The sequence below is a fragment of the Ralstonia pickettii genome, from assembly GCF_000607165.1.
GTDB lineage: Bacteria > Pseudomonadota > Gammaproteobacteria > Burkholderiales > Burkholderiaceae > Ralstonia > Ralstonia holmesii.
In genome coordinates this window covers 194,991-216,493 of record NZ_JFZG01000003.1, presented here as the reverse complement: position 1 = coordinate 216,493, position 21,503 = coordinate 194,991, and the positions used below count along the sequence as shown (strand labels likewise).

Genomic DNA, 21,503 nt, shown 5'->3' with positions numbered 1-21,503 from the left:
GCAAACGCCTGCGTCAGCCGCTGAACAACGCAGTGCACTCACTAACTATGCCAACCCTCAAGGAGGAGACATGAACTGGACAACGCCCGCCTATACCGAACTGCGACTCGGGTTCGAGATCACCATGTACATCGCCAACCGCTGATGCTGCGCGGCTGAGCACGCAAGGCTCCACAGGCCCGCCGGTTCTTCACGGCGGGCTTTTTTTTCAGCTTGCGGCTCGCATGCCTTTTCGCCATCCCCTGGCCGACTTCTTGCTCAATCCGCCCGACACGTTGGAATTGCATCATGACAATACTCAGGGTTCTCGGCTCGGCCGCCGGCGGCGGTTTCCCACAGTGGAACTGCAACTGTCGCAACTGCGACGGCGTGCGGCGCGGCACCGTGCGTGCCACCCCCCGCACGCAGTCGTCCATCGCACTCGGCGACGACCAACACAACTGGATCGTGGTGAATGCCTCGCCGGACATCCTCGCGCAACTGCGCAGCTCACCGGCGCTGCAACCCGCGCGCGCGCCGCGTGATACGGGCATCGTGGGCGTCGTGCTGATCGATGCGCAGATCGACCACGTGACCGGCCTGCTGATGCTGCGCGAGCATCGCCAAGCGCTGCCCGTCTATGCCAGCGCGGCCGTCATCAGCGATCTGTCCACCGCCTTCCCGCTCACGCGCATGCTGTCGCACTACTGCGGGCTCGACACGCGCGCGCTGGCGCTGGACGGCACGGCGTTCTCGGTGCCTCCGCTCGACGACGTGGCGTTGACGGCGATCCCGCTGGAGAGCAAGGCTCCGCCCTACTCGCCCAGCCGCAACGCGCGCCGCGTGGGCGACAACATCGGCTTGCGCATCGTCGACAGAAAGAGCGGCCGGCGGGCGTTCTACGCGCCCGGCCTTGCCCGTGTCGAACCACATGTGTTCGACGAAATGGGCGCGGCCGACGTGGTGCTGGTGGACGGCACCTGCTGGCAAGACGACGAGATGCTCGCCCTTGGTTTTTCAACCAAGACGGCAGCCGACATGGGCCACCTCGCGCAATCCGGCCCGGGCGGCATGATCGATGTGCTCGACCAGTTGCCGGCAACGCGCAAGGTGCTCATCCACATCAACAACACCAACCCGATCCTCGATGAAGACTCGCCGCAGCGGCGCGAGTTGGAGGCGCACGGCATCGAGGTGGCTTACGACGGCATGGAAATCTCGCTATGACACACCCTGTTGCCTGGACTGCCGAAGACTTCGAGGCGCGACTGCGCGCGAAGCAGGCGGGCTATCACATCCATCATCCGTTCAACCTGCGCATGCGCGCTGGCGAATGCACGCCGGAGGAAATCCGCACGTGGGTTGCGAACCGCTTCTACTACCAGGTCAACATCCCGCTCAAGGATGCGGCCATCCTGTCCAACTGCCCTGACCGGGCAACGCGGCGCGAGTGGATCGTCCGCATTCATGACCACGACGGCGACGAGTCACAGCCGGGCGGCATCGAGAGCTGGGTGCGCTTAGGCGTTGCCGTGGGCCTGACGCGCGATGCACTGTGGTCTCACCGGCATCTGCTGCCCGGCGTGCGCTTTGCGGTGGATGCGTATGTGAACTTTGCGCGCCGCGCGCCGTGGCAGGAGGCGGTGTGCTCGTCGCTCACGGAGATGTTCGCGCCGGACATCCACAAGGAACGGCTGGCCGGCTGGCCCGATCAATACCCGTGGGTGCAGCCAGAGGGGCTTGCGTACTTCCGCTCGCGCATTCCGCTGGCCTCGCGCGACGTCGAGCACGGCCTGCGCGTGACACTCGACTACTTCCGCACGCCCGAGCAGCAACAGCGTGCGCTGGACATTCTGCAGTTCAAGCTCGACATCCTCTGGTCGATGCTCGATGCCATCCAACAGGCCCACGCCCATGAGCCCTCCCTTGTCTGATCCGGCCCACCCCATGCTGCACCGCACCTTCCGGCTGCAATGGGAAGACATGCAGCAGAGCTGGGTACTGCTGTACCCCGAGGGCATGGTCACCCTCAATGACAGCGCCGCTGCGATCCTGCAGCGCTGCGACGGTGCCCATACCCTCGACATGCTGATCGATGACCTGCAATCCGCCTTTGGCGTGCAGGGCATCGCTCCGGAGGTCCACGCCTTTGTCAAACATGCATTCGAACGCGGCTGGCTCGTTTGAGGCCGAATCGCTGCAGGCGCCGGCAGCTGCGCCGATGCCCGGTCCACCGCTCTGGCTGCTGGCCGAGCTGACCTACCGCTGCCCGCTGCATTGCGCCTTCTGCTCCAACCCGGTCGACTACACACAGCACGATCGGGAACTCACCACCGAGCAGTGGTGCGATGTGTTCACCCAGGCGCGGGCGCTGGGCGCGGTGCAGCTCGGGCTGTCGGGCGGCGAGCCGCTATTGCGCAAGGATCTCGAAACGCTGGTCGCGCATGCGCATGGGCTCGGGTTCTACGTGAACCTCGTGACGTCCGGGGTGGGCCTGACCGATGCGCGGCTTGGGGCGTTGCGCGCTGCGGGGCTCGACCATATCCAGTTGTCGTTCCAGGACTCCACGCGTGAGATGAACGACTTTCTGTCGAGCACGCGCACCTTCGATCTGAAGCGCCGCGTGGCGGATCTGATCAAGGCCCACGGTTATCCGATGGTGATGAACTGCGTGATGCACAGGCACAACCTGCCGCACGTGGGTGCCATCATCGACATGGCGCTGGAGATCGGCGCCGAATACCTGGAGCTTGCCAACACGCAGTACTACGGCTGGGCATGGGAGAACCGGCTGGCGCTGATGCCAACGCTGGAGCAACTGCGCGACGCCGAGGCCGTCGTGAACGACTACCGGACCCGCATTGGCAGCCGATGCCAATTGCTTTACGTCGTGCCGGACTACTTCGAGCAGCGCCCGAAGAAGTGCATGAACGGCTGGGGCACAACATTCCTCGGCATCGCGCCGGATGGCGTTGCGCTGCCCTGTCACTCCGCGCGCATGCTGCCGGAGCTGGAGCTGCCCAACGTGCTCAGCCAGCCGCTGCGCGACATCTGGCGAAGCAGCGGCGCCTTTCAGCGCTTTCGCGGCACGCACTGGATGCCGGAGCCGTGTCAGTCATGCGAATCGCGCGAGGAAGATGCGGGCGGCTGCCGCTGTCAGGCGTACCTGTTGACGGGCGATGCGACACGCACCGACCCGGTGTGCCGAAAGTCGGCAGATCACGGCGCGCTGCAGCAGGTGGTGCTGCAAGGTCGGATGGCTGCAATAAACGGGTTCGGGCAGATGCGGGACACCCGTACCGGTGAAGTGCCGATCGTGTTCCGGACGGATGCGAATTCGCGCCGGCTGACACAGCGATAAAGCGCGGTCATGGAAGAAAAGAAAGGGCCGGACAATGCCGGCCCTCTTCCCTTGCGAGCGACGTAGACGCTCAGGAGCCTGAACTTAACACCCAGGCCACGAGTTGCTTTGCCTCGTCTTCCTTGAGGTCGGGATGCGCGGGCATTGGGATACGGCCCCATGTGCCCTTGCCGCCTTCGCGTACTTTCTGCGCCAGCCTGGTCGGCGCATCAGCATCGCCCTTGTACTTGGCAGCCACGTCGGCAAAGGCTGGGCCGACGATCTTGGCATGCATGCTGTGGCACGAGAAGCAGCCGCTCTTGTCGGCCAGGGCCTGCATGTCGGGGGCGGCATGGGCGGGTGCCGCGCCAATTGCTGCGCACGCTACCGCCAGCAACGAAAACACTCCATTACGCATGATCACGATCTGAAACTCCATGAAGCTGTGCGAGAGGCTGCGCGCCGCAAAGGACGCGCAGCGCTCAACTCAGCACGTCAGTTCTTGTGCAACTTGAACACCCAAACCGAACCGCCCTGCTCCAGGAAGTTCACGCGCTTGGCCACTTCACCGCCCCACAGCGGCACTGCACCACCCCAGCCCGACACCACGGCCACGAACTGCTCGCCGTTGTCTTCCCAGGTGACGGGCGGCGCAACGATGCCGCTGCCGGTCTGGAATTCCCAAAGCTCCTTGCCGGTCTTGGCATCGGCCGCCTTCAGATAGCCCTCGGGCGTGCCCCAGAACACCAGGCCGCCGGCAGTCGTCATCACACCACCCCACAGCGGGGCGTTGTTCTTGATCTGCCATTCGATCTTGCCGGTCTTGGGGTTGATCGCGCGCAGTGCGCCGATGTAATCCTCATTGAGAGGCTTGATGGTGAAGCCAGCGCCTAGGTAGGCCGCGCCCTTCTTGTAGCTGACGGGCTCGTTCCAGATCTCCATGCCCCACTCGTTGGCGGGCACGTAAAACAGACCGGTTTGCGGGCTGTAAGCCATCGGCATCTGGTTCTTGCCGCCCAGAAAGCCGGGCTCGGCAAACACCGACTTGCCCTTTTTGTCTTCGCCCGTGGCTTGCGCCGGATCGCCCGGCCGGTGGTCCGGTGCGTAGTTCGGGCGGCCAGTCTTGAGGTCGATGCTGGTGGCCCAGTTGACCTTCACGAACGGGAACGCGTTGAGCAGCTTGCCGCTCTTCGCGTCGTTCACGTAGAAGAAGCCGTTACGGTCAGCCTTGCCGCCGACGCGCTTGCCGTCCATGTCGAACGTCACGAACTCGTTCACGCCGTCGAAATCCCAGCCGTCGTTCGGTGTGTTCTGGTAGTGCCAGACGATCTTGCCGGTGTCAGGGTTGATGGCCAGCGTCGACGACGAATACAGGTTGTCGCCCTTGCGCAGGTGGCTGTTCCACGGCCCCGGGTTGCCGGTACCAAAGTAGACCAGGTTGGTCTGCGGGTCATACGTGCCACCCAGCCACGTCGATGCGCCACCGGTCTTCCACGTCTCGCCGGGCCAGCTCGCGTTGAGCGTGCCCGTCATGCCGTTCTCGGTCTTGTTGCCGTCCTTGTCGTACTTGTAGCCCATGTGGCCTTCGACCGTCGGACGGGACCAGATCAACTGACCGGTCTTGGCATCGCGCGCTTCCACACGGCCCACCACGCCAAACTCGCCACCCGACACGCCCGTCAGCACCATGCCCTTCACGATCAGCGGTGCGGCGGTCGTCGAGTAGCCGGCGGCGTAGTCTTCGATCTTCTCTTTCCAGACGATCTTGCCGGTGTCCTGATTGAGCGCGATCAGTTGCGCATCCAGCGTGGAGAAGATGACGAGGTTGTCGTACAGCGCGGCGCCACGGTTGACGACGTCGCAGCAAGGCATGATGCCTTCTGGCAGACGCTGCTCGTACTTCCACAGCTTCCTGCCGGTCTTCAGGTCGATCGCATAGATGCGCGAGTACGACGCGGTGACGAACATCTTGCCGTTGTAGATCAGCGGCTGGGCTTCCTGCCCGCGCTGCTTCTCACCGCCAAACGAGAACGACCATGCCGGCACGAGCTGGCTGACATTCTTCGTGTTGATCTTGGTGAGCGTCGAGAAGCGCTGCCCTTGCGTACCCATACCCCAGGTCAGCACGTCGTTCGACGATTTCGCGTCGTTCTCGATCATGGCATCGGTAACGGGGGGCGTTGCCGCGTGCACGGCGACACTTGCTGCCGCCATGGCAGCCGCAAGTGCAATCACTCGTAGTGTCCTCATTCTTGTCTCCTCTACCTCTATTTATGGTCCAGGTCCGGCAGTGTGATGTCACACCGGTCGGACTCAGGGCAAATCCCGTGCCATCAAAAAACGCCGTGAAATCACGGTTTCAACCGACTTGCAGTGCGGTGTTGCGTGCCATACCGCAACACATCGCGTGTTCTGTTGCGAAATGGAGCAACGCAATGAACGCAGCCCGCGAAGACCGCGGCTTACAGCGCGCGGGAGCGCCGGCCAGGCAACATGCGCTGCATACACCGCTGTGCATCGAGCCATTGGTGCTTGATCACTCCGGCAACGTGGAAGGCAACCAGGCAGAGCAGCAGATCGGCCGTCGTGCTGTGTACCGTGTAGAACATGTGCTGCAGTGCGCTGTCGACCCAACCCCAGCGCGGCAGCGGCACGCCCCAGAAGCGCGTTCCGTATTGATTGAACGAAGACCCGAGGTAGCCCGACAGCGGCATGACGACCATGCACATGTAGAGCAGGCGGTGGGTGATGCGCGCAAGCTCCGCCTCCCAGCAGTGCAGCCCCGGAATCGAAGGCGGCGCAGCACGGCGCAGGCGCACGGCCACGCGCCACGCGATTACCAGCGCCGCCGTCAGGCCGAGCGATTTATGCAGATTCACCCAGGCAGCCTTGCCGGGCGCACCCTTGGCCAACCCGGTCATGTAGTAGCCCAGCGCAAACAGCCCGCATAGCAGCAATGCGCTCACCCAATGCAAAGCGATCGGCAGGCCCGCGTAGGCAGGCGCCGTTGCGGGGGTGGGTCGATCAGCGCGGCGCATCAAGCGTGCCCACCGAGGTTGGATAGGTCACCACGCCCCAGGGCAGCTTGTAACCCTGGAGCGTATCGACGACCTCGCGCTTCTGCGCGTCGATCACCTGCACACTGTTCGACCGGCCGCAGGCAAGCAGCAGCTTCTGCTCGCCGGGCGTGAAGCTGAAATGCCAGCAACGCTTGCCCACCGGAATGGTGGCCACCGGTGCGAAGGTGCGGGCATCGAACACCTGCAGCTGATCCGCTCGGCTGGCGGCCACCCAGAGGTATCGGCCCTCTCGGTCAAACGCGATACCGTACGGCCCCTGCCCAGTAGGCACTGTCTTGATCGGCTTGAAAGCGGCGTCGAGCAGCAACAGGTTGTTCGAGTTTTCCAGCGTCACCACATAGGTCTTTCCATCCGGCGCGATCTTGATGCCGCGCGGCCGATTGCCGAACGGCGCAACATCCACCCGCCGGATCTGCTTGAGCGTGGACAACTCATAGACGCCGACCGTGTTGTCACCCTCGTTCGCCACCAGCAGCAACTTGCCCCCCGGTGAAAATTCGATGGCTTCGGTCTCGCGGGCGGCCTTGATGCGGCCAACCACGGCCCACTGGCTGAGATCGATGATTGCGACTTCAGCGGGGGCTTCATCCTTCTCGGCCTCCTCGCCTTTCCCGGCACGGTCGTTCTTGGCCGGCGGCCCACCTTCCGACGAAGGCTCGTAGGTGACGAACGCCCGGCGGCCATCCGGCGAGATGCGCATGAATTCGACATTCCTGCCGACTGCGATGCGCTTGACCTCCTTACGCGTGCCCGTATCGACCACCGACACATCGGCGCTGCCCTGATTGGCAGTCAGCAGCCAGCGGCCATCGGGGGTGACTGCAAGGCCGCGCGGGTCCTTGCCCACGGCAACCTCGTCAACCTGTTTGAGCGTGCGTGCATTCAGCACGGTCACACCGCCCCCCTGATTCGTGACATACGCGATGGGGTCCGGCACCTCGGCAACCGCCTGCAGCGTCGATACCAAACCCACGCTGATCAACGTGGCAATCCGGATGTAATAGGTCAATGCATTCATGATCGTCTCTTCGAAGGGGCTCAGTCCTTGTCGGCACCGGAGGCCTTGCCTCCAAATGAATACGTCAGGCCAATCCAGATTGCGCGTGGTGACGCCGGCGTCATGAACTGCTGCGTCGCCAGCGTGTAGATGCTCCGGGTGCCCGAGAGGCCGTACGTGGAATAGCGCTTGTTGAACAGGTTGCTGATGTACGCCGAGATTTCGAGGTTGCTTGTCGGCTTGTAGTGCAGGTTCAGATTGACGAGGCCGTAGCCGGCCACCTGGCCGTTCGGGTCGGCATTGCTTTCGTTGCCGTGCGCGATCTGCTTGCTGACCAGGATCACGTTCCCGCCCATCGACAGGTTCGGGCTGAAGGCGTACGACGCGCCAAGCTTGAGCGTCTTTGCGGGGATGCCCGGGATCTTGTTGCCGCTCACCACGTTCTGCCCGCTGGCCGTGGTGAATGCCGACTTGTAGATTGCATCGACATAACCAAAGTTGGCCGACAACGACCACTTGTCGATCTTCGTGCTCGCGCCCAGTTCAAAGCCGCGCCGCTCCGTCTTGCCGACGTTGGCGAAGTAGCCGTAGGTGTTTGACGTGGCGATGAACTGGATGTCATTGCTGAGGCGCGAGTCATAGACAGACGCGCTCCAGTAGGTGGACTTGCCGAGCTTTCCGCGGCCGCCGAACTCGATGGTCTTGGCCACCACGGGCTTGAGGTCCGGATCACCGTTGAACCCGGTCGGCAGCGAGCACGGGCTGTTCGGATCGGCGCAAGACAACTCGATCGATGTTGGTGCGCGCATCGATTCGCTATAGCTGCCAAAGATGCCCTGCCCGGCCCCGAGGTCGTAGTTGAATCCCAATGCGGGGTTGAACCGGTGGTAATGGTGCGAGCCGGCCAGACTGTTGGTTTCCGGCCCCGCCACCGCCCCTGCCGGAACCCCGTTCGGGGTGGATGCCACACCCGATCCAGCGTTCGAATACCGATAGGCGTTCGCATAGCCGGGGTTGTAGTACGACACGCCCGATACGTCGTCCGTCCACGAGTAACCGCCGTCACCGTTCAGGTATTTGTTGTTGGCGCCGCCCTGGTTGAGGGTGGTGTAGTTGAAGCTTCCGGATGCCGTCACGCTCAGCTTTTCCGTCACGCTCAACGTATCGGTGAAATACGCGCTGAAGTTGTTGACGTTGGACGACAGGTTGACCGCGCCGACCACGTTGCTGCCTGTGAACAAAGCCGGGTTCGATGTCGACGGTGCCGATCCATTGGCGGTGAATCCGTACTCCTGATTGGGAATCACCACGGCCTGATAGTTGATCAACCGAGCCAGGTAAGTGGTCTGGTCGTACGTGATGCGCGAATGGTCGAACGCACCACCGAACGTGAACGTATTGTTGCGTCCCGCCAGTTGGCTGAAGTTCGACCACTGCAGGGAGGAGCCCACCGTGTCCTCATGCGTGGCGGAATCGACGACGCTCGTGTTGATGGCGTTCGTCCAGCGGCCGTAGCCCAGCGCCAGCGCATTGGCGCCGGTCACGGCATTCACTGCCGTGCCGTTCGGCGCCCTGTTCGCGCATTGGTAGCCGGTGATGCCACCTACGGTGGTCGTCGCCAGCGAGCCGTCGTCATTGAAGCAGCCGTCGTCCAGCTGCGCGTTGCTGTTGACGTTGTGCAGGTTGGCCTTGCGGTAGTAGACGCTACCGGCCAGTTGATTGGTGTCGTTCAACCAATGGCTGCCCTTCAGGTTCAGCATCGCCATCCGGTTTGAGATGGTGTCGGGCCACGTATAGGCTGCGCTGCGGTTGGCCATCATGTCCATCGGCAGCGACTGCGTGCCGCTCAGCGAGGTATCTGCCAGTGCAGCTGACAGTTCCAGTTGGGTAGCGCCGTCGTTGCCGTGCCACCGCGCCTTTCCATACAGTTGCTTGACCTCGGAACCTGAGTGGTCACGAAAGCCGTCCTGCCGGTCGAAGTTGCCGGCGACGAAGTAATCGGTGCCGTGCGCCTTGTCAGCACCGCCGGTCTCGAAGCTCAGCGCCCGGCGGCCAAACGACCCGCCCAGCGCCTCGATCGACGTGCCCGCGTTGTCCTTTCCGTTCTTGGTGTTGACGACAAGCGCGCCGCCCAGGGTGTTGAGGCCGAACATCGGATTGGAGCCCGGCAGGATGTTGACGCTGGACATCGCGTTCATGGGAATGAGATCCCAGTTGACGATGGAGCCGAAGGGCTCGTTCATCCGCACGCCATCAAAGTAGACCGACACGCCAATGGGCACGCCCAGCAGCGAAGACACCTGAAACCCGCGGTAGTTGATGTCGTTCTGGTACGGATTGCCCGACCCATTGCTGATGCTGACCTGGCCGAGGTTATCGTTCAGCAGGTCCGCCAGATTCGAGCTGCGTTGCTCGCGCGCATCCTTTGCGCTAATGCGCTGCGCGTTGGCAGGGAACTGCGACAGCGGAACGCCAATGCTGTCGATCGGGGTTGAGCCGACGACCTGGGCGGTGGGCAACGCCACCGCAATGATCTGGTCTTCGGCAAACGCCGGCGAGTACAGGCCCGCGGCAGCGAGCGCCGCCACCCCGCCGGCCAGACGCGGCCCGGCGTTACGCAGACGGCTGGCGTCCTTCCCCGAACGGCTGGTATTCGAATGCACGGAGTGTCTCCCTGGTGTTTCTCGCTCGCCGAGCCCCGGTGCGCCAACGGCATGTCCGGAAGTCGAAGCGTGGCGAGGACTATTCCCCGCTGGGAATCAGCGGCGATGGGGGTGACACCTGCGCGCGTTGCGGCAGTGCATGTGGTGGGCGCATGGCCATGTCTCCTCTTCTTTTTTCGCCGGCGAGGTCTTTGCCTCGCAGGTCAGCGGCTGGCGCACGGGTGTCGATGACCATGCGCCAGCCGTCCTGCTACACCATCAGAAGAAGCCCAGCGGGTTGGTGTCGTAGCTCACCAGCAGGTTCTTGGTCTGCTGATAGTGGTCGAGCATCATCTTGTGGGTCTCGCGGCCCACGCCCGACTTCTTGTAGCCACCAAACGCCGCGTGCGCCGGATACAGGTGGTAGCAGTTCGTCCACACGCGTCCCGCCTTGATGGCGCGACCCACTCGGTACGCGCGGTTGATGTCGCGCGTCCACAGACCGGCGCCCAGGCCAAAGTCGGTGTCGTTGGCGATCTGCAGGGCCTGTGCCTCGTCCTTGAACGTCGTCACGGCAATCACCGGGCCGAAGATCTCTTCCTGGAACACACGCATGCTGTTGTCGCCCTTGAGCAGCGTCGGCTTGATGTAGTAGCCCTTCGACAGATTGCCGGGCAGCACTTCCACGTCGCCACCGACCAGGCATTCGGCACCTTCCTCCTGCGCGATCTCCAGGTAACTGCGGATCTTGTAGAACTGCTGCTCCGAAGCCTGCGCGCCAACCATGGTCTCGGTGTCGAGCGGGTCACCGCGCTTGATGGCGGCCACCTTGGTCATCACCGCATCCATGAAGCGGCTGTAGATGGATTCCTGCACCAGCGCGCGCGACGGGCACGTGCATACCTCGCCCTGGTTGAAGAAGCCCAGCACCAGGCCTTCGGCGGCCTTCTCGATGAAGCTCGGCTCGGCCTGCATGATGTCTTCGAAGTAGATGTTGGGCGACTTGCCGCCCAGCTCCACCGTCGACGGGATGATGTTTTCGGCCGCGCACTTCATGATGTGCGAGCCCACCGGCGTCGAGCCCGTGAAGGCGATCTTCGCAATGCGTTTGCTGGTGGCCAATGCCTCGCCGGCTTCCTTGCCGTAGCCGTGCACGACGTTGAGCACACCTGCCGGCAGCAAATCGCCAATCAGTTCCATCAGCACGCAGATACCCAGCGGCGTCTGCTCGGCCGGCTTGAGCACCACGCAGTTGCCAGCAGCCAGTGCAGGCGCCAGCTTCCATGCCGCCATCAGCAGCGGGAAATTCCACGGGATGATCTGGCCGACCACGCCCAGCGGCTCGTGGATGTGATACGCCACGGTGTGCTCGTTGATTTCGGCAGCGGAACCCTCTTGCGCACGAATGCAGCCGGCGAAGTAGCGGAAGTGGTCCACGGCCAGCGGAATGTCGGCGTTCAGCGTTTCACGCACGGGCTTGCCGTTGTCCCACGTTTCAGTCACGGCCAGCAGTTCGAGGTTCTGCTCGATGCGGTCGGCGATCTTCAGCAGGATCAGCGAGCGGTCCTGCACCGAAGTGCGCCCCCAGGCGTCAGCGGCAGCATGCGCGGCGTCGAGCGCGCGGTCGATGTCTTCAGCGGTCGAGCGCGGGAATTCGCCGATCACCTCGCCCGTCACCGGCGTGGTGTTGGTGAAGTACTGCCCCTTGACCGGCGACACGAATTCACCGCCGATGAAATTGCCATAGCGCGGCTTGAACGAAACGATGGCGCCGGGAGTGCCGGGATGAGCGTAACGCATGGGTTGTCTCCTGATGTTTGAGTGATGACCGCAGCGTCGTTGTCTGCGCTGTGTCCGGTCGTCATCTGCAAAACCCGGGCCATCCCCTGCGGCGGATGCTGCATCCACTCCCAATCGCTTGTTCACGCCAATTGGCCTGCGAGAGTGCTCCAGAATGGAACAACAGGTGTTGCAAAGCTCAACGCCCCATCACCTGAACACCCGATGGACGCGCGTGCGGACACACCGCTTGCATGGCATGACTTTCGCAACATGGGCCTTTCACCTGAACCTGCCAAGGCACACGATGAGAACGGCTTCACTCCATGCTGCCGCTGCCGCGCTGGCCGCTGCGTGCCTGTCCTGGCCGGCCCGCGCCGAGACGAATATCGACCCGGCGGGCTCCCCGCTCTGGCCGACGATTCAGCAGGAGGTGTTTGGCGCGGCGCGAACAACGTTCGACAGCCGCATCAGGATCACCGGGCCGGCATTTGCGGAAGACCCGATGCAGGTGCCGATTGCGTTTGACGCGTCGGCGCTCGGCAAGGTGGAGCGCATCGTCGTCGTGGTCGACCGCAACCCGATCCGCAAGGTGCTGGAATTCGCGCCGATGCACGTGCGCCCGGCGCTGTCGTTCCGGTTCAAGCTGCAGGAGGCCTCTGCGGTGCGCGTTGCGGCGCGTACGCAGGACGGTGTGTGGCATGTCGGCACCTTGCAGGTGGACGCCACCGGCGGCGGCTGCACGCTGCCCGGGGCCACCCGCCAGAACTCCACGTGGAGCACCACGCTGAACCAGGTGGAGTCGCGCGTGTTTCCGGGCTTCAACGGCGCAGGCAGCCGCATCCGCCTGCGCGTGATGCATCCGATGGACACGGGCTTGGTGGCAGGCATTCCATCCTTCCATATCGAGCAGCTCAACCTGCTCGATGCCCGGCGGCAGCCCATGCTTGAACTGGCGCTGTACGAGCCCGTGGCCGAGAACCCGATCTTCTCGTTCGATCTGGATGGCCCCGTTGAACGCGGCATCAGCGTGGCCGGCGTCGACAACAACGGCAACCGCATCCGCGCACAGGTGACACGATGAACCGACGGCACCAACGTTTGGGGCTCCTGCTGCTGTGCCTGGCGATGTTGACTGCCAGCGCGCGCGCAGAGAGCCCCGATTACCACCTCGTACCGCACCCGGTTGCGCCCGGCGTCTGGGTGCTGGAAGGCGCCAACGCAGATTTTTCGGCGCGCAACGGCTGCAACATCATCAACACCGGCTTTATTGATACGGGCGACGGCGTGCTCGTCATCAACACCGGGCCGTCGCTGCTGTACGGCGAACAGCAGCGCCAGGCCATCCGCACAGTCACCTCGGCGCCGGTGCGCTGGGTGTTCAACCTCAACCTGCATCCCGACTATTTCTTCGGCAACCAGGCCTATGCGGATATCGGCGCCCAGGCGCTGCCCGGCACCATTGCCGGTGCGCAACGCGAAGGCGCGGCCTATGCCGACAATCTCTACCGCATCTGCGGCGCGTGGATGCAGAACACGGTATCCACACCGCCGGGCGTGCCATTGACGCCCGGCACACGCACCATGGGCAGCCACCGCATCGACCTCATCCGCCTCGATGGGCATACCGATGATGATCTCGTCTTGGTGGACCGGACCAGCGGTGTCGTCTTCGCCGGCGGCATTGCCTTTCGAGACCGGATTCCCACCACGCCGCACGCCAACATTGCGCATTGGCTGGCCAGCCTCGATCGGTTGCAGAAGATCGTTGCCGACAGCGGCGCGCGCATGTTGATCCCCAGCCACGGGCCCGCGCTCGGCAAGGCAGATGCCATTGCACAGACACGTCAGTACCTGCAGTGGCTCGATGCACGCATGCGCCGCGCGGCCGCAGAAGGACGCGACCTTGCAGAGGTGATTGCCATGCCGGTAGACGCGCCCTACGCGCAATGGGGCGGAATGCCCGCGGAGTACGTGCGCAACGTGACCCGCTTCTACCCACGCTACGAGAACGCCGCGCTGGCGCCCTGACATGGCGCCAGACCCCGCGCGGCGACGCTGGATGCGCATCATGCTCGCGACCCTGATCAATCCGGCGCCGACGGCGTCTGCGGCACCCGCCCGCGTTACGCTGTTGCGTCTGCAGGATGGCCTGTACGCTGCGCGCGCTGTCAACGCAGAGGCCTCGCGCGGGAATGCCGGAGAAGTCGTGCCCACGCTGGTGCACACGACCGGCAACGGCGTGCTTGTGGTGGACCCGGGCCCGCACGCGCGATGGGGACACCATCTGATCGCGGCCATCCGGCACATCACGGCTGAACCGATCCGCTGGGTGGTCAACACGCACGCGCACCCGGAGCACGTGCTCGCCAACGCGGCGTTCGCGCAACTGCAGCCGCGCCCTGCCTTCCTGGCATCGGCCGCCACCACCGACCTGATGCGCCAGCGTTGCCAGACCTGTCTGGCGCGGCTGACCGCCCTGCTCGGTGCACGCGTCATGCACGAAACGCAGATCGTCTATCCCGAGCCCGCATTGCGCGATGGCGATTGGCTGCACACCGGCAAGACAGCCTGGCAAGTTCACGTCTGCACAGCTGCGCACAGCGCTTCCGACACGGTGCTGTACGCGCCGCAGCGCGGCGTGCTGTGCACGGGTGGCCTGGCATATCGGCAGCGCATTCCCGACCTGCAGGACGGCTCGCTGGTCGGTTGGCGGCAAGCATTGCATGCGCTTGTTCAATTGCCCGCCACCATCGTCGTCGGCACCGCCATCGGCACACCGGCGCAGATGCTGCAACCAACACTCGCCTATCTCGACATGCTCGATAGCGCGATTACGCAGGCCATTGAAGCCGGGGGCGATGCAGCACGCGCGCTCGCGTACGTCCCGGGCGACGCCTATCGCGACTGGCGAAACTTCGACCCCCGCCATGCGCTGAACGTCGGACGTGCATGGCGCGAGCTCGAAGATCGCTGGATGCAAAGCGCGCCAAGGGTCTGACTGCGGCTGCTCCACTGCGCAACAGAGAGCGGACATGTGTTGCGCCAACTGTCCCGCCACGCCACATCGCACGCACAGCCGCGGGCATCCGCAAACGTTAAGCAACGGACTGCAACTCCGTGCAATGCGCGGCGAACGTCGTGGTACGCATATTGCAAAGTCCCGCCGACGTTGAGCGCGCGCCCCGCGTGTTTGGCGCCAACACCGCATGCGTCCGAGCCAATTCAATGGACGCATCACACAACGACAATACGGAGACAACATGCAGAACACACGCCTTCGACCCTGCGTCCTGACCGCCATTGCTGCCGCCCTCGGCTGCGCAGCGAGCGGCGCCATCGCACAATCGTCGGTCACGATCTACGGCACAGTCGATGCCGGACTCCAGTATCAAAACCGCAGCGCAGCCGGCGGCAGCATCACGGAAATGCATTCGGGCGGCATCAGCCCAAGCATCTGGGGTCTCAAGGGAGCGGAAGACCTGGGCAGCGGCCTGAAGGCCAACTTCGACCTCGAAGGACATTTCAGCAGCGACACCGGCACGCTCACCACCGGCCCGGGCTTCAGCTCGGAGCTGTTCCGCCGGCAGGCGAACGTCGGACTCAGCGGCAACTGGGGCGCGATCACGCTGGGGCGCCAGTACAGCCCGGCGCTCCTCGGCACGATCGGCACGGAAGCGCGCGGCTTCAAGGAGCAGTTCTCGAATCTGTACGGCTGGGCCTACAACCAACTGCCCGCACCGGGCAACGCGATGGGCGCCGGCACCAACCCCGGCAACGATGTGGGCGTGTTCATTGGCAACGCACTGCAGTACTCCAACAACTTCGGCCCCGTGTGGCTGGGCGTTGCGTATTCATTTGGCGAGACCGCCGGCAGCTTCAAACGCGGCAATGAACTCTCGCTGGGTGCCACGTACACGGGCCCGGTCACAGTCGGCCTCGGCTATCAGTCAACGGCGGACAGTGGCACGGGCGAAACCCTCAGCCGCTTGTGGAGCGCAGGTGTGGCCGTGCCGTTCGATGCCTTCACGGGCCGGCTGAACTACATCGGCGTCACCAACAACGCGCCGACTGGCCAACGCGTATCGGACGTCAAATCGATCGGCGCCGGGCTCGACTACAAGTGGAGCCCCGCCAATACTGCCACGCTGGCCGGCTACTACAGCAAGTACGAAAGCAGCGCGCACGACAGTTCCACCAAGTCGATCGTGCTGAGCAACGACTACGCATTCTCCAAACGCACCACGCTGTATGCGCAGCTCGTGTACGTCAACGCGGGCGCGGTGGGCACGGCCGATCCGCTGGAAAGTCTCAAGACGTCGATCGTGGCGGGCGGTACGGCGCCGGGCGCCAAGACGGTGCTGGCGGGTGTGGGGCTGAAGCATTCGTTCTGAGCCGTACCTGAGCAGAAAAAACCCTTGGCCAACACCAAGGGTTTTTTTTCGCCCCTCAGACGCGAAGCATGAATCCTGACGCAGCGCATGGTCTGGGCGGGTGATCCGAGTTACGCTCACGTATCCTTAACATCACGATTCCTGCCTGCCGCTGTCACCCGGCGGGCTCTCATTGGAGGTGCCTTGATTCGCGTCCTGCCTGCCTTTGTACTGGGCACGCTTAGCTCGATCCTGCTGGCGTTGAACACGCTGTTCTGGAGCGCACCGCTATTCATGCTCTCGGCGTTCAAGCTGCTGGTGCCGGTAGCGGCGGTCCGCCGCCGGATCGATCCCATGCTCAACTGGGTCGCCACGTGCTGGATCGGTTGCAACAATGCCTGGATCGGCGTGCTGCAACGCGAGCCGTGGAGCGTGGAAGGCGCCGACAACCTGCGCTATGCGGGCTGGTACTTGGTCAATTGCAACCATCGGTCGTGGGTGGACATCTTTGTGCTGCAGCGGGTGTTGAACCGGCGCATCCCGCTGCTGAAATTCTTCCTCAAGCAGCAGTTGATCTACGTGCCGGTCATCGGCCTGGCCTGGTGGGCGCTGGATTTCCCGTTCATGCGTCGGCACTCCAAAGCGGCGCTGCGCAAACACCCCGAGCTGCGCAACCAAGACCGCGAAACCACGCGTCGCGCCTGCGCCAAGTTCGCCCACGTGCCGACCAGCGTCATGAACTTTGCCGAAGGCACGCGATACACCCCCTCAAAGCACCGGACGCAATCGTCGCCCTATCGCCATCTGCTCAAGCCGAAGGCTGGCGCGCTGGCCTTGACGCTCAATGCCATGGGTGGGCGGTTCCAGTCGCTGCTCGATATCAGCATTGCCTACCCGGACGGCACACCAAGCTTCTGGCAACTGGCCAGCGGCCAAGCCGGCCGGGTGATGGTGCATATCCGCGAGCTGCCGATCCCGCCGGATTTCTGCACGCACGACTACAGCACCGACGCCGCCTTCCGTAGCGATTTCCACCGCTGGCTCGCCCAGCTCTGGGAAGAGAAGGACCAGCAGATTGAAAACATGCTGGCGCGGGCGGCAAACCGCGCAGCGTGACCGCCGGTATCGACGCATTCTTCGCCAGACGAAATCTAAGCGCCAAACAAAAAGCCCCTTGGTCGTAAAACCAAGGGGCTTTTGCTACTGCTGGCGGAGAGGGTGGGATTCGAACCCACGGTACCGTCGCCGGTACGCCTGATTTCGAGTCAGGTACATTCGACCACTCTGCCACCTCTCCGGTAACTGGGTCGCTGAATCGCGAAACCGCGACTATAACAGAATTTTTCCGGCCAGATCAAGAGGGTCGGCGCCACTCGATCAAACTGCCGGCTTCAGCACTTCCTGGCCGCCCAGATACGGGCGCAGCACCGCCGGCACCGTGACCGAGCCATCCGCATTCTGGTAGTTCTCCAGCACGGCCACCAGCGTACGGCCCACGGCGAGGCCCGAACCGTTGAGCGTATGCACCAGCTCCGGCTTGCCCTGCGCGTTGCGGAAGCGCGCCTGCATGCGGCGCGCCTGGAAGTCGCCCATGTTCGAGCACGAACTGATCTCGCGGTACGTGTTCTGCGCCGGAATCCACACCTCGATGTCGTACGTCTTGGTGCTGCCGAAGCCCATGTCGCCGGTGCAAAGCACGACGGTGCGGAACGGCAGTTCGAGCTTGCGCAGGATGTTCTCCGCGCAGTTGGTCATGGCGTCCAGCGCCGCGGCCGAGGTTTCTGGCTGCACGATCTGCACCATCTCAACCTTGTCGAACTGGTGCTGGCGGATCATGCCGCGCGTGTCCTTACCGTACGACCCGGCTTCGGAACGGAAGCACGGCGAATGCGCCGCGAACATCATCGGCAGCGCGTCCGCGGCAACGATCTCATCGCGCACGAGGTTTGTGAGCGGCACTTCGGCGGTCGGGATCAGGTAGAAGTTCTCGACGCGTTCACCGTCTTCCTCTTCTGCACCGTGCCCCATCTTGCGCGGCACGCGGAACAGGTCTTCCTCGAACTTCGGCAACTGGCCGGTGCCACGCATCGACGCGGCGTTGACGATGTACGGCACGTAAGCCTCGGTGTAGCCGTGCTCCAGCGTGTGGGTGTCGAGCATGAACTGCGCGAGTGCGCGATGCAGACGCGCCACCTGCCCCTTGAGTACAGTGAATCGCGCGCCCGACAGCTTGGCGCCCGCGTCAAAATCCAGCCCCAGCGCGGCGCCCAGGTCTACGTGGTCCTTGACCGGGAAGTCGAAGGTGCGCGGCGTGCCTTCGCGGCGCACTTCCACGTTCTGCGTTTCGTCGCGACCGGCCGGCACGCTTTCGTGCGGCAGGTTCGGGATCGACAGCATCAATTCCTGCACCTTGGCCTGCACCACGTCGAGTTGCGCGGCAGACGCCTTCAGCTCGTCACCGATGCCCGACACCTCAGCCATCACGCCCGATGCATCCTCGCCCTTGCCCTTGAGCATGCCAATTTGCTTGGAGAGGCTGTTCCGGCGTGCCTGCAGCTCTTCTGTGCGGGTCTGGATGGCCTTGCGTTCCGCTTCAAGCGCGGCAAAGCCGGCCACGTCGAGCACGTAGCCGCGATCTTTGAGGCGCGCAGCGACGGCGTCGATGTCTTTGCGCAGCAGTTGGATATCAAGCATGGTGGAAAAAGGGAAACCGAAGATTGCGAGCGATCTGAATGATCGAAAAGGCCGATTTTATCGTACCGGCCCGTGGGGATTATTTGTTGCGAGAGGATTTGTCCTGCTGGGCATGCCACTGTGCATCCAGCTCGCGCAGGTGCCGCAGCTTCTCGCCGATCTTGCCTTCCAGGCCGCGCGGTGTGGGCACGTACCAGTTCTGCGCGGGCAGGTCGTCGGGAAAGTAGGTTTCGCCCGCGGCGTAGGCCTCGGGCTCGTCATGCGCGTAGCGGTAGGCGTGGCCGTAGCCAAGTTCTTTCATCAGCTTGGTCGGCGCATTGCGCAGATGCACGGGCACGTTGCGCGACCTGTCCTGGCTGACGAAGGCGCGTGCTGCGTTGTACGCGTTGTAGCCGGCATTCGACTTGGGCGCGATGGCCAGGTAGATCACGGCCTGGGCCAACGCCAGCTCGCCTTCCGGCGAGCCCAGACGTTCGTACGTTTCCGCGGCATCCAGCGTGATGCGTCCGGCACGCGGGTCGGCCAGCCCAATGTCTTCCCATGCCATACGCACGATGCGGCGCGCGAGATAGCGCGGGTCGGCGCCCCCGTCGAGCATGCGGCAGAACCAGTACAGCGCGCCGTCCGGGTCGGAGCCGCGCACGGATTTATGCAGTGCACTGATCTGGTCGTAGAACGCGTCGCCGCCCTTGTCGAAGCGGCGCAGGTTTTCCGACAACGCCGATGCCAGCAGCGCCTCGTCGACCACCGGAACGGTATCGCCCTCAGCCTGCGAACGCGCGGCGCGGGTGACGATTTCAATGTTGTTGAGCAACTTGCGGCCATCGCCATCGGCAGAGGCGACGATGGCGTCGACTGCGGCGGGGGCCCACTCCAGCCCGCCCAGCTCCTGGCGCGCTCGTTCGGCCAACTGCTTCAGCTCGTCGTCAGACAGGCTTTTGAGGACATACACCGCGGCACGCGAGAGCAATGCACCGTTCACCTCGAACGAGGGGTTTTCCGTGGTCGCGCCGATGAAGGTGAACAGCCCGCTTTCCACGTGCGGCAGAAATGCGTCTTGCTGGCTTTTGTTGAAGCGGTGCACCTCATCGACGAACACGAGCGTGCGGCGGCCATTGGCGCGGAATTGCTCAGCGCGCTCGACGGCCTCGCGGATGTCTTTCACGCCAGAGAGCACGGCCGACAGCGCGATGAATTCCGCATCGAACGCGTCGGCCATCAAGCGGGCCAGCGTGGTTTTTCCAACGCCGGGCGGGCCCCACAGGATCATCGAATGCGGCTCGCCAGAAGCGAAGGCCACGCGCAGCGGCTTGCCCGGCCCCAGCAGATGCTGCTGGCCGATCACTTCGTCGACAGAATGCGGGCGAAGGCGCTCGGCCAGCGGCATGTGGGCGGGCGCGTCCGGAAAGAGGGATGCGGAAGCGTTCATCCGGGGATTGTCGCAGAAACCGGGCGTAACCCCGGCGCCCCTTCGCGCGACGCGCGGTCAGTTTGACGCGCGCTGCACGAGCCCCATGAACGCCTTGGCCGGCAGCGGCCCATGACATGACTGCGCACCGCTGGGCGAGCGCAGGAGGAGCCAGACGCTCTCGCTGGCCGGCGGCTGAATCACAAACGGCTGACGCGCGGAAGCCTCGGGCAGGCGCGGATCAGCCGGCGTCTGGATCGGCACAACTTGCCCTGCGTGCCCCTTCACCAATGCGCTGCACTCGGCGCCAGGCAGCTCGGTCGCGTGCAGGAAATCCTTGTTGACCAAGGCTTCGGCTAGCACGGTGTCGGGCGCGGCGAGGAAGGAATCGACATCAAAACGGGACGCACCGGTGGAGGCGCATCCGGTAAAGACGGCTGCCGCTGACGCTGCGACAGCAAGAGCGGCCGCTCGGTGCAGCGGGGTGGTGAACGGCAAAGGCATGGTCGGTCTCCTTGTCGAAAACCGGCCTGCACGCGTCATTGCTTGATTACGTCGGCCCCTTTGGGCGGCGTAAAGCGGAACACGTTGGCCGGCAGTTGCGGATTCTTCTGGATGTTCGAGAACGTCAGCAAGGTGGTGTTCCCGAAGGCGTCGCGCAGCTCCATCCCCTGCAGCTCGCCGCTGCGAAAGCCGATGGCGATGCGCTCGAACTGGGTGTCCTTTGCCTTGGGGGTGAGTTCGGCCCAGTCGATGCCGTCTTTGGTACCGCCTTCCTTGAGCGTGAAGTTCTTAGCCAGATCGTTGCTGCCGAACAGGATGGCGGCGGGGCTGGAGCCCAGCGACGCATCGAGCTTGCGCTCCGTGATCTGGTTCAGGTCCTTGTCGAAGATGTAAAGCATCTGGCCGTCGGCCGAGAGTTGCTGCTCGTATGGCTTCACATAGCGCCAGACGAAGCGGCCCGGGCGCGAGAAAACGAAATCGCCGCTGGAGGTACCGGCCACGCGCAACGGGCTGCCGTTGGTGCCGCCCTTCACTTGTCGCTGGACGAACTCTCCGCGCGCGGTGCTGACGTTGCTCACGAACGCATTGAGCTGTTCGACTGCGCCCGCATAGGCGCCGGCCGACCATGCCGCCAGCGAAACCAGCCCGGCGGCCATCAGGTGACGTGCTTTCAACACAAACATAGGAATCCCGGTTTCAGTTGATCT

Annotated in this window: 20 protein-coding genes and 1 tRNA gene; 10 read left to right on the top strand and 11 right to left on the bottom strand. The window is 63.8% G+C overall.

Features of this window, described 5'->3' with window-relative positions; genetic code table 11:
- The first annotated feature begins 70 nt into the window (after positions 1–70).
- The 5 genes from pqqA to pqqE all read left to right on the top strand — a co-directional run bounded on the left by pqqA (position 71) and on the right by pqqE (position 3,340).
- Entirely contained in the window at positions 71–145 is a 75-nt protein-coding gene (gene pqqA / locus BG83_RS28485) for a pyrroloquinoline quinone precursor peptide PqqA (RefSeq protein ID WP_009277446.1), read from the top strand.
- Between the two features lie 143 nt (positions 146–288).
- Positions 289–1,206, top strand: a complete 918-nt coding sequence (gene pqqB / locus BG83_RS0101695) for a pyrroloquinoline quinone biosynthesis protein PqqB (protein ID WP_024975097.1) — start codon at positions 289–291, stop codon at positions 1,204–1,206.
- Positions 1,203–1,913 carry a pyrroloquinoline-quinone synthase PqqC gene (gene pqqC, locus BG83_RS0101690; protein WP_024975096.1) on the top strand — a complete coding sequence of 237 codons (711 nt, stop codon included), beginning with the start codon at positions 1,203–1,205 and terminating at the stop codon, positions 1,911–1,913. Before pqqB ends, pqqC begins: the two co-directional genes overlap by 4 nt.
- Positions 1,894–2,166 carry a pyrroloquinoline quinone biosynthesis peptide chaperone PqqD gene (gene pqqD / locus BG83_RS0101685; protein WP_024975095.1) on the top strand — a complete coding sequence of 91 codons (273 nt, stop codon included), beginning with the start codon at positions 1,894–1,896 and terminating at the stop codon, positions 2,164–2,166. Before pqqC ends, pqqD begins: the two co-directional genes overlap by 20 nt.
- Entirely contained in the window at positions 2,138–3,340 is a 1,203-nt protein-coding gene (pqqE, locus tag BG83_RS0101680; RefSeq protein WP_024975094.1) for a pyrroloquinoline quinone biosynthesis protein PqqE, read from the top strand. The genes pqqD and pqqE overlap by 29 nt, the downstream gene beginning before the upstream one ends.
- Positions 3,341–3,410: 70 nt before the next feature.
- On the opposite strand, the gene BG83_RS0101675 is transcribed toward pqqE, so the two are convergent.
- From BG83_RS0101675 to BG83_RS0101650, 6 genes are all read right to left on the bottom strand, one after another.
- The gene (locus tag BG83_RS0101675) at positions 3,411–3,743 is read right to left on the bottom strand and encodes a c-type cytochrome (protein WP_024975093.1); all 333 of its coding nucleotides are present in this window, start codon (positions 3,741–3,743) and stop codon (positions 3,411–3,413) included.
- 71 nt (positions 3,744–3,814) lie between these two features.
- Complete coding sequence (locus BG83_RS0101670; RefSeq protein WP_024975092.1) at positions 3,815–5,569, bottom strand: PQQ-dependent methanol/ethanol family dehydrogenase; 1,755 nt, start codon at positions 5,567–5,569, stop codon at positions 3,815–3,817.
- 212 nt (positions 5,570–5,781) lie between these two features.
- The gene (locus BG83_RS0101665; protein ID WP_024975091.1) at positions 5,782–6,357 is read right to left on the bottom strand and encodes a cytochrome b; all 576 of its coding nucleotides are present in this window, start codon (positions 6,355–6,357) and stop codon (positions 5,782–5,784) included.
- Complete coding sequence (locus BG83_RS0101660) at positions 6,344–7,417, bottom strand: beta-propeller fold lactonase family protein (RefSeq protein ID WP_024975090.1); 1,074 nt, start codon at positions 7,415–7,417, stop codon at positions 6,344–6,346. Before BG83_RS0101660 ends, BG83_RS0101665 begins: the two co-directional genes overlap by 14 nt.
- Before the next feature lie 20 nt (positions 7,418–7,437).
- Positions 7,438–10,059: a TonB-dependent receptor gene (locus BG83_RS0101655; protein WP_024975089.1), complete on the bottom strand. Its 2,622-nt coding sequence runs from the start codon at positions 10,057–10,059 to the stop codon at positions 7,438–7,440.
- 258 nt (positions 10,060–10,317) lie between these two features.
- Positions 10,318–11,838, bottom strand: coding sequence for an aldehyde dehydrogenase family protein (locus BG83_RS0101650; protein ID WP_024975088.1), 1,521 nt, complete (start codon positions 11,836–11,838; stop codon positions 10,318–10,320).
- Positions 11,839–12,124: 286 nt separating this feature from the next.
- Between BG83_RS0101650 and BG83_RS0101645 the strand changes: the two genes are divergently transcribed.
- The 5 genes from BG83_RS0101645 (at position 12,125) to BG83_RS0101625 (ending at position 17,306) form a co-directional block, all read left to right on the top strand.
- Positions 12,125–12,901, top strand: coding sequence for a quinoprotein dehydrogenase-associated SoxYZ-like carrier (locus tag BG83_RS0101645; RefSeq protein ID WP_024975087.1), 777 nt, complete (start codon positions 12,125–12,127; stop codon positions 12,899–12,901).
- Complete coding sequence (locus tag BG83_RS0101640) at positions 12,898–13,848, top strand: quinoprotein relay system zinc metallohydrolase 1 (RefSeq protein ID WP_024975086.1); 951 nt, start codon at positions 12,898–12,900, stop codon at positions 13,846–13,848. Before BG83_RS0101645 ends, BG83_RS0101640 begins: the two co-directional genes overlap by 4 nt.
- A gap of 40 nt (positions 13,849–13,888) precedes the next feature.
- A complete protein-coding gene (locus BG83_RS0101635; protein WP_024975085.1) occupies positions 13,889–14,818 on the top strand; it encodes an MBL fold metallo-hydrolase in 930 nt (309 codons plus the stop codon).
- Between the two features lie 262 nt (positions 14,819–15,080).
- Entirely contained in the window at positions 15,081–16,211 is a 1,131-nt protein-coding gene (locus BG83_RS0101630; RefSeq protein ID WP_024975084.1) for a porin, read from the top strand.
- 183 nt (positions 16,212–16,394) lie between these two features.
- Entirely contained in the window at positions 16,395–17,306 is a 912-nt protein-coding gene (locus tag BG83_RS0101625; RefSeq protein ID WP_024975083.1) for an acyltransferase, read from the top strand.
- Between the two features lie 91 nt (positions 17,307–17,397).
- On the opposite strand, the gene BG83_RS0101620 is transcribed toward BG83_RS0101625, so the two are convergent.
- From BG83_RS0101620 to lolA, 5 genes are all read right to left on the bottom strand, one after another.
- Positions 17,398–17,487 (bottom strand) — tRNA-Ser (locus tag BG83_RS0101620).
- 80 nt (positions 17,488–17,567) lie between these two features.
- Positions 17,568–18,884, bottom strand: a complete 1,317-nt coding sequence (serS, locus tag BG83_RS0101615; protein ID WP_024975082.1) for a serine--tRNA ligase — start codon at positions 18,882–18,884, stop codon at positions 17,568–17,570.
- A gap of 79 nt (positions 18,885–18,963) precedes the next feature.
- On the bottom strand, positions 18,964–20,271 hold the full coding sequence (locus tag BG83_RS0101610; protein ID WP_024975081.1) for a replication-associated recombination protein A: 1,308 nt from the start codon (positions 20,269–20,271) through the stop codon (positions 18,964–18,966).
- A 99-nt stretch (positions 20,272–20,370) separates the two neighbouring features.
- A complete protein-coding gene (locus BG83_RS0101605) occupies positions 20,371–20,796 on the bottom strand; it encodes a hypothetical protein (protein ID WP_024975080.1) in 426 nt (141 codons plus the stop codon).
- Positions 20,797–20,831: 35 nt separating this feature from the next.
- Entirely contained in the window at positions 20,832–21,479 is a 648-nt protein-coding gene (gene lolA, locus BG83_RS0101600; protein ID WP_024975079.1) for an outer membrane lipoprotein chaperone LolA, read from the bottom strand.
- Positions 21,480–21,503 lie beyond the last annotated feature (24 nt).